A 7400-nucleotide genomic window follows, 5' to 3' on the forward strand; every position below is an offset into this window, starting at 1 on the left:
GTCATTTTTCCCCCTCAATGGTATCTATAAACGCGTTGTCTCCGTGTTTCTCGAATGCTTTGATACCTGACCTGAAGATTACTTTACCTCCAAGTGTTGGAAAACTCTTAGCAACGGGATCCGTAATCTCATCATCAATCTTGTCGTTGACATATTTCTTTCCAAACTCCTCTGCACCGGCCTCTCCGTATGCCCCTAAGCCATGAAGGCCTGCTGACCATTTACTTTCCCTTGCAACTTCGGTTAATTGTGGCAACACATGCCCGTTGTTAGACACTGATACAGGACGAAGCATCATCTGAATATTACTGCTTGCCGTATAGCCTGCCATCTTTAATCCTGTCACACGGCCGTCAATGGCACTCCAGTTTCTGTACGCATCAACTACGCTTTCTTTACTTGCTGTTTGAATCAAGTAACCCTTATCTGCCAAACTTGTAATTGCTTTCCCTGATCCAACGACAGCGGTTGCTAACTCTACAGTTCCGTAAACCAACGATCCCTTTTTCTTACCGAGAGCTTGTTGCATAAGGCCTTCAACTGGTCCGGCTTGATCTTTATTCAATTGTGCGGATCGAATATTCCCAAGCAGATCAAGAGCTGAAAACGCCGTATTAGCACCAAACATGGCTACTACCAATGGCGTTGCTGTGCCACTTCCTTTTAAATTTAAAAAACAACGGTAAATAATTAACGATCTTCATTCATGGATGGAGCATTCTTAAAAGCATCTTTACTTGTAACGACTCCCTCTTCTAAGTCATTGACTACGAATCGTTTTTGTCTCTCTTAAAGCAATCAACGAAAATAATATTTCTTATTGATCGCAAAGCTTATCAGCGAAAGATTTAATGAGAAAAACGAAAATGTTGCATATAAAATTAGGGTCAGGAGATCGAAATCAAGGTATATTAAAAGGAGGGTTAGGAAAACGGTGCTTCCTATACTAATAATAAAGGCAACCAACTTTATAAAGAAGATCCTCGGGTTTATTTGTTTTAGTTGAAAGCGAATATTTCGTGGCTCCTCTAGTCGTCCGATCAAGGATTCCATCCTTTCCCGTCTCGAAGTCATTAACTTTACTTTTACGAATACCAAGAGTAGCAATATGAAACCCAAGATGGTCATTCTTAAATTCTTAGAAATATCGAACGTAAGGTATTGTCTAATGAAGTCATATCCAATAGTTATCGTTACAATAATCGGCACTCCAGTTACAATTGTTCTTGGAGTTGGATTGGGATCCTCAAGTTTTAGTTTGTCTAATTGTTCTTTCTTTAATGGATAACTTTTTCTCTTAACATATCCGTCTCCAAATGGACTAAGCCAATCTTGCGCTTTTGCTTCTAAGTCTATAAGATAGCCTGTATTATCTGGCAATTCAGCAACTTTATAACGATAATTTCCAACAAGGTTTCTTATTGTTGCTTCCAATGCATTCACGTCCTTGTATATTTTCCTATATCAGCTTAATCCGTAGATTTTCCGATACCTTGGTTTGTCTCATACCAAGGTACCCCTTGGTAGTTGTAGTTCACTTTGTCCCACTGTGTCTTTTTGGTGAGATTCTTCCAAATATTGTTTAAACTTTTTTGTACTGTATTTCCGACCCCGTCAAGAGCAGTTTGCATACCCATAAAGTTACGATTATATAGCTGTGCAAATCCTGCACTAATTACCATACCCAATGCGATGCCCCCAATCGCTGCTAAGGTTGCTGGGCCACCAAGTGCAGTAATAACGCCTCCAACAACAACTCCGCCGATCTTACCCCCCACGGACCCCACAACAACACTTGCTCCATTATGCACAATCGCCTGGCCCAAATTCTTATGCTCATTTAGCATGTCATTGGCCACACCCAGACCCGCCGTAGCCATTGTGATCCCTCCGCCAATCTTACCGTGACCCAGCTTCTCTCCAAGGTCTGCAAGTGTCTTCCCGCGTTGGGCGACTTTGGTACCAACATCTCTTGCAGGATCAACTGTGTCCGTCATCGCAAAACCGGGGTCACCCGATGCTGTTTTCGGCCCCATTGTCGCGTTCTTCATGGCGTAAGTCGAACCGAGGTACTCCTGTAACAAACCAACCATCTTTAGATAGCCTCTAAAGCTACTGACATGCCCTTTCTCTAAAAGGGAAACATAGCCGCCCCAATCAAGATGATGTTGTTTGGCAAATTCCTTTTCGCCTCGCAACCGCGCTGCTTTCTCTGTCCTAACTTCTTCGAGTTGCCGCATTTTTTTATCCCGCGCTTGTACGAGATTTCGGTAATCGGCATTGCCAACGTCGCTGTTGAACTTAGAACTTCCAAATGCCAGCCCTTTAATCCGGTTGGCCGCGTTTAGTTTGGATTGGGTGGCGGAAACCAGATCCTGAAGCGCGCTTAATCCGTCGAATTGGCTTTCAAAGTTATGCACCCAATTAATGGTGTGCGTCAGAACTTCTTTTGTGTCGGATAATTCGCGAGTAAACGCACTGTGGCTCGGCATCGAGATATCAACAATGTTATCGATGCTGGTGTAGATACTCCGGGTCTTGCTATCGAGACTGTCTTTATCCTGGGCCAGTTGATCCAGTCGGCGCTTGAGCGAACTGAGCGTGTCCTCATCCAAGACCGCGCTCTGACTATGTTCTTCAACCGTTGAAGCGAAGCTTTCAATCTCTTTGTTGAAGCCATCAACCAGTAACTTGTAAGCATCGCGCATCGCCACACTGATCGGCAGGTGAATATTATTCACGTCATCGGCAATCGCGTCACCGACTTTGCCTTCAAGCGCTTTCGAATCAGCGATTCGAGCGAATGATACGCTTGAATCATCGAGTTTCTTCGATAAGGCATTCACTTTGTCCGCGAAGGTTTCCTTAGCTTCGTGAACCTCGCTCATATCAATGTGAAATCCCATTAACCCTCATCTTCTTTCCTGTCTTGAATGGCGCCAACATATTTCCTTGCCGCCTCACTATCCATAAACGCAGCGGATCGTTTATTCAAGGCGAGCTGGTTGGTCCGTAAGACCTTCTCTGAAAAGTCATGTTCAAACTGATTGGCAGGCCCCATCATCTCAACGCGTTCAATCATCATATTCGTGATAAAGAGCGGATCCGTATGCGGAATCTCCCCATACGGCCAGAACCTTGCCAAATAATCGATTAGGTAGTTGGAAAACTCCCCCTCAAGGGGAATCTTGCGACTGGTAATCACCACTTCAAGCGGCCGATCCACAAACGGTTCGGTCAGCTCTGAAGCCAAAAGATCTTTATCAAGGATCAGCACCGTGCCAATCGGATAAATGGGACTAAACACCGCATCAACACAGCCTAGAAGAAACATAAAATCATTGCCATTTAAGCTAACGTGTTCGTTGCCCTTGACGATTTCGATTTGATCGCCTTGATAACGAAACCTGAAGACCATATCATCGCCAACTAAGGTTTTATACGTATAGGCATCGGCACCCTTAGCGAGACTCTTATACAACCGACGCAATTGCTGACCGCTGTTACCCAGTCGCATCAGGATATTAAGCAGCTTTTCATCAACGACTGTTTTAGGCGCAAAATCGTGGTTTGCCATTAACTCCTGAAGCATCTTTTGATTGTCTAACTTGACGGTATCTGCCATTACTTGATCCTCCGAACGCTAGCACGACTGATTGCCTGGGCGTCTTGTTCGTCATTGGTCTGAATCTTTTGACCGACACTTAGCATCTTGGTCGTATCGTTCATTGCATAGACCGTATACTGCTTTAAAAGCTGCCCGAGGACGGCTTCTTCATCATAAAGGGCCTTAAAGTTTCGACTGCTGGTTTTCGCGACTTCACTGCCCTTTGCCGGCGTCACCGCTTCATTGTCACTAGCGGCATGACTGACCACTTTGGACCATTGATCCGATGAATAACTGATTTTCCCTGTCATCGTCGTTCCTCCTATTCCGCTGCGAGCTTCGCAATCTGCTCGATTGGTTGACTAACCTTTCTGTCCATCACGTCAGTCTACATTTCCTACAGTCCGATCTTGGTGTTGATGCTTTGGATCGTACAATCTTTCAACAATTCCGACGAATTCCGAACAGTACGCCCTATGTAAAGAATCCCTCAAACCTCTCCTCGCTTAACATCTTCAGGTAACTTTGCAACCAATGACGGATAAACCTCATCAAATGCCGCTTCTTCTTCGTCAGAAAAGCCCTTAAAGAAGCAGTGGTCAATATTCTCTTGGTTGAAGTAGATCATCTGTTCATTGAAGATGCCTGCAGGATACAAGCAGGCAACGTAATCAAAGAACTCCTTGCCTTCGTCACCATTCGTAACAACGCCGCGACCAATGATCATGACTTTCTGGGTACCGTCTTTAAGGGTTACAACTGAACCTAGTGGATATATGTTTGACATGAAATATTGCTCCTTCGTTAACATTGTCTATAATTTTTCCTCTGACTTATTCCTAGCAACAAAACTGCTTCCTTCACGCAAGGATCGTGCTGAATAGCTGATAAAGCAGAGAAAAGAGATTCCATAAATAACTAAAAAGATAAAACTTGTTTTGGGTTGCAAAACGATCAAAATGCTCGCAATTAAGATTGTCAATAAAAGTAACATAGCGCCCGCCTGCTTAATAAGCGTTGAAAATCTTGTCGGCCTAAATTGAATCATCTTTGCTTTGTCGTTTGTTAATGATATTCCAAATGAACTGATCTTCCTTTTAGATTGTTGTAAGAGAAACAGCCACAAAGAAAGAACAAGCCCACCAACGACTACTAAAATAACGATCTTGGCCCCACCTTCAAATGGCATAATCCACATTCCGTCGCTTCGATCAATAAAACGAATGACAAGGGTACTTAGGATTCCTGCTGTCAATATGGTGGCTGAAAGACTGATCGATTGTTGAGTTAACTTTTCAGCATTCTCTTTCGAAATGGCAAAACATTTTCTTGGTGAAAAGAAACTGTAAAGATGCCAAAAGCAACTTAGAAATGGCACTCCCATATCCACCAAATAATAATCACCACTATCCGTTTCCGCGACTTCGTATCGTATCATTCTGTGGACATATTTAAAATGTATATCTCCCATATCTTCTCCATCCAATCAAATATAAACATGGCTTGTCGGGCTGAAAGCGCCTTTAAGTATAGGCATTATGTTTTTATCAAAAAACTTACCACCCTCGTTTAATCTGTCTTTTATTCCTAAGACATTATTTTTATAAAGCTTGTTAAATGCAAAAGTTACAGCTGCCGCCATTGCAATAGCTACCCCAACAGTAATAATTCCAGGACCAAGGGCAACTGCTACTAGGCTACTTACACCCCAACCAATTCCCGTGACGACTCCGTTATATACAACCGCATTTCCCAAAGTTCTTCGACCGCTAAAATAATCATCTGCAGTCCCAAGGGTGAAACCAACTCCTGGCATCCATTTGCCAACTTTCTCACCTATTCCTGCCATTTTTTGACCATTTTTAATCATTCCTTGCCCGACATCATAAGTATGTAATGAATCATTGACCATGACGCCAGGGTATTTGCCAGTAGTAGTCAACCCATTGGAAATTGTTTTTTGTCCACCTTCCCTGAGAACGTTCTGACCGACCGCGGATAATAAATCAGGCCAACTATCAACACTTCCATCTTCGTAGAACTCTCGACCTTGCTCAACTCCCTTGATCCACTTCTTCTGCTGGTCCATCCGCCGCATCTTCTCAACCTGCCACTCCAGACTCCCCTGCTTCTGCTTGACATAAGTCCTAAAGCTGGTGGAGGACGCCACACTCATCAACTTGGAACTCGAAAAGGCGTTGCCAACGATGCCTTCGGCTTCCCCAAGCTTGCTCTGAACTTTACTTTCAATATCATGAAGATTGTCCAAAGTTCCTTGTTGCGCTTCAAACTCATGCACCCACGTCTTCGTGTGTTGTAGGACACCGTGTGTGTCGTTAGCTTCGTGGTCAAACTTGCTGGTTGAGGGAAACGAGAGGCTGATGATATCTTCGACATCGCGGTAAATGTTTTTGGTTTGGCTGTCCAGTTGGTCTTTCTCCTGTCGCAATTGATCCAACCGCTGACTGAGACTATCCAGCGTATCTTCATCAATGACGGCACTGGTATCGGTTTCTTTGACCGTTGCGGCAAAACGTTCCTGCTCTTGCTGAAACGCCAGATCAAGTGCCCGATACAAATCAACCAAGGCCGTCGCTATCGGTAAATGAATATTGCGAATGTCCTGACCGATCGCCCGGCCAGTCGCCCCTTCCAGCGCCTTTGAATCGGCAACATGGCCCAAAGCAAGACCACTTTGATTGATCTGTTCCGTCACCGCTTTGGCTTTAGCTTGGTAGCTTTTGCCTGCTTCAGTCACTTCTTTTAAATCAACATGAAATCCCATTAGGCTGTTTCATTCCCTTCATTTTGGATAGCTGCAACTAGTTTCTTGGCCAAGGCTGAGGCCATAAATGCCGTTGACAGTCGCCCTTCCACCAACTGATTCGTGTGCAGAATGTTCTCTGAAAATCCATCGGCAAATTCATCTGTCGGCCCTAACTGGTCGACTCGTTCGATCATCATATTTGAAACCATCAGCGGCTCGGTTTCTGGTAGTTCACCATACGGCCACAGTCGCGTAACATAATCAATAAGGTAGTTAGCGTAGTCTCCTGATAAGGGGATCTTCCTGCCAGTAATCAGGACTTTAAAGTCCTTGTTCTCAAATGGTTTGGTGATTTCAGGGGCAAGCATTCGCTTGTCCAAAACCAGAACGGTGCCGAGAGGTAAGACGGGCGCATACACCGCATCAGCCGATCCCAAGAGAAATAAGAAATCATCCATTGTGATTGACATCTCCATGGTCGCTTTTTGAAATGTCACCTGCTGCTCGTCATATTTAAATTTAAATTCGATTGAACTGCCAAGAAGCGGCTGATACACATACGTTGCTTCTCTTCGTCGAATGGCCCGATAAATATTTCGTAGCAGTTGACTGGTATGCCCGATCTGGACTAAGAACGACAATAGCTGGTCATCTACCTGAACCTCATTATTGAAGGTATGTGCCGTAAGCAACTCGCGCAACATCTCAAGATTGTCATTGCCTTGTCCTTTATCCATCAACGAGTCCTCCTGTCATTCACGCCTGCCCTAGTTTCGCGTGCATCCGCTTCATCATCGGCCTGCTTCTTATGCCCAACACGACTCATCTTTCGGGTGTCTTGTTCCACATATTCAACGTAACGCAGGACTAATGTTTGAATCGTCTCTTGCTCGGTGTACAAATCCCGGAAATTCGACAGGGTTGTTTTCGAAATTGAACTGCCTTTTCCCGGCGCAATTGACGAGTTGCCACTCGACGCTTTAGCTACAACTGACTGCCATTCATCTGATGAATAACTGATTTTCC

At 44.4% G+C, this 7400-nt stretch carries 10 protein-coding genes; all 10 read right to left on the minus strand.

What is annotated here, in order from left to right; translation table 11 throughout:
• Position 1 precedes the first annotated feature (1 nt).
• The gene (locus GSO_RS11060; RefSeq protein ID WP_029345589.1) at positions 2-628 is read right to left on the minus strand and encodes a hypothetical protein; all 627 of its coding nucleotides are present in this window, start codon (positions 626-628) and stop codon (positions 2-4) included.
• A 170-nt stretch (positions 629-798) separates the two neighbouring features.
• Positions 799-1434, minus strand: coding sequence for a DUF443 family protein (locus GSO_RS11065; protein WP_010492142.1), 636 nt, complete (start codon positions 1432-1434; stop codon positions 799-801).
• A gap of 35 nt (positions 1435-1469) precedes the next feature.
• Positions 1470-2906, minus strand: coding sequence for a T7SS effector LXG polymorphic toxin (locus GSO_RS11070; protein ID WP_010492144.1), 1437 nt, complete (start codon positions 2904-2906; stop codon positions 1470-1472).
• Positions 2906-3625, minus strand: a complete 720-nt coding sequence (locus GSO_RS15935; RefSeq protein WP_010492145.1) for a DUF4176 domain-containing protein — start codon at positions 3623-3625, stop codon at positions 2906-2908. The genes GSO_RS11070 and GSO_RS15935 overlap by 1 nt, the downstream gene beginning before the upstream one ends.
• Positions 3625-3918, minus strand: a complete 294-nt coding sequence (locus GSO_RS11080; protein ID WP_010492147.1) for a hypothetical protein — start codon at positions 3916-3918, stop codon at positions 3625-3627. The genes GSO_RS15935 and GSO_RS11080 overlap by 1 nt, the downstream gene beginning before the upstream one ends.
• A gap of 179 nt (positions 3919-4097) precedes the next feature.
• A complete protein-coding gene (locus GSO_RS11085) occupies positions 4098-4394 on the minus strand; it encodes a DUF4176 domain-containing protein (RefSeq protein WP_010492149.1) in 297 nt (98 codons plus the stop codon).
• A gap of 27 nt (positions 4395-4421) precedes the next feature.
• The gene (locus GSO_RS11090) at positions 4422-5078 is read right to left on the minus strand and encodes a DUF443 family protein (protein WP_010492151.1); all 657 of its coding nucleotides are present in this window, start codon (positions 5076-5078) and stop codon (positions 4422-4424) included.
• Positions 5079-5093: 15 nt separating this feature from the next.
• Entirely contained in the window at positions 5094-6392 is a 1299-nt protein-coding gene (locus GSO_RS11095) for a T7SS effector LXG polymorphic toxin (protein ID WP_010492152.1), read from the minus strand.
• Positions 6392-7111, minus strand: coding sequence for a DUF4176 domain-containing protein (locus GSO_RS16245; RefSeq protein ID WP_010492154.1), 720 nt, complete (start codon positions 7109-7111; stop codon positions 6392-6394). The genes GSO_RS11095 and GSO_RS16245 overlap by 1 nt, the downstream gene beginning before the upstream one ends.
• A partial coding sequence (locus GSO_RS18440; RefSeq protein WP_010492156.1) for a hypothetical protein occupies positions 7111-7400 on the minus strand: 290 nt, incomplete at its 5' end. The genes GSO_RS18440 and GSO_RS16245, both read right to left, overlap by 1 nt.

It is taken from the genome of Lacticaseibacillus zeae DSM 20178 = KCTC 3804 (genome assembly GCF_000260435.1).
Lineage (GTDB): Bacteria > Bacillota > Bacilli > Lactobacillales > Lactobacillaceae > Lacticaseibacillus > Lacticaseibacillus zeae.

What these genes read in the sequence shown, in the direction of transcription:
- GSO_RS11060 (WP_029345589.1), bottom strand. Translation starts at nt 628, where the DNA reads ATGTTTGGTGCTAATACGGCGTTTTCAGCTCTTGATCTGCTTGGGAAT.
- GSO_RS11070 (WP_010492144.1), bottom strand. Translation starts at nt 2,906, where the DNA reads ATGGGATTTCACATTGATATGAGCGAGGTTCACGAAGCTAAGGAAACC.
- GSO_RS15935 (WP_010492145.1), bottom strand. Translation starts at nt 3,625, where the DNA reads ATGGCAGATACCGTCAAGTTAGACAATCAAAAGATGCTTCAGGAGTTA.
- GSO_RS11080 (WP_010492147.1), bottom strand. Translation starts at nt 3,918, where the DNA reads ATGACAGGGAAAATCAGTTATTCATCGGATCAATGGTCCAAAGTGGTC.
- GSO_RS11085 (WP_010492149.1), bottom strand. Translation starts at nt 4,394, where the DNA reads ATGTCAAACATATATCCACTAGGTTCAGTTGTAACCCTTAAAGACGGT.
- GSO_RS11090 (WP_010492151.1), bottom strand. Translation starts at nt 5,078, where the DNA reads ATGGGAGATATACATTTTAAATATGTCCACAGAATGATACGATACGAA.
- GSO_RS11095 (WP_010492152.1), bottom strand. Translation starts at nt 6,392, where the DNA reads ATGGGATTTCATGTTGATTTAAAAGAAGTGACTGAAGCAGGCAAAAGC.
- GSO_RS16245 (WP_010492154.1), bottom strand. Translation starts at nt 7,111, where the DNA reads ATGGATAAAGGACAAGGCAATGACAATCTTGAGATGTTGCGCGAGTTG.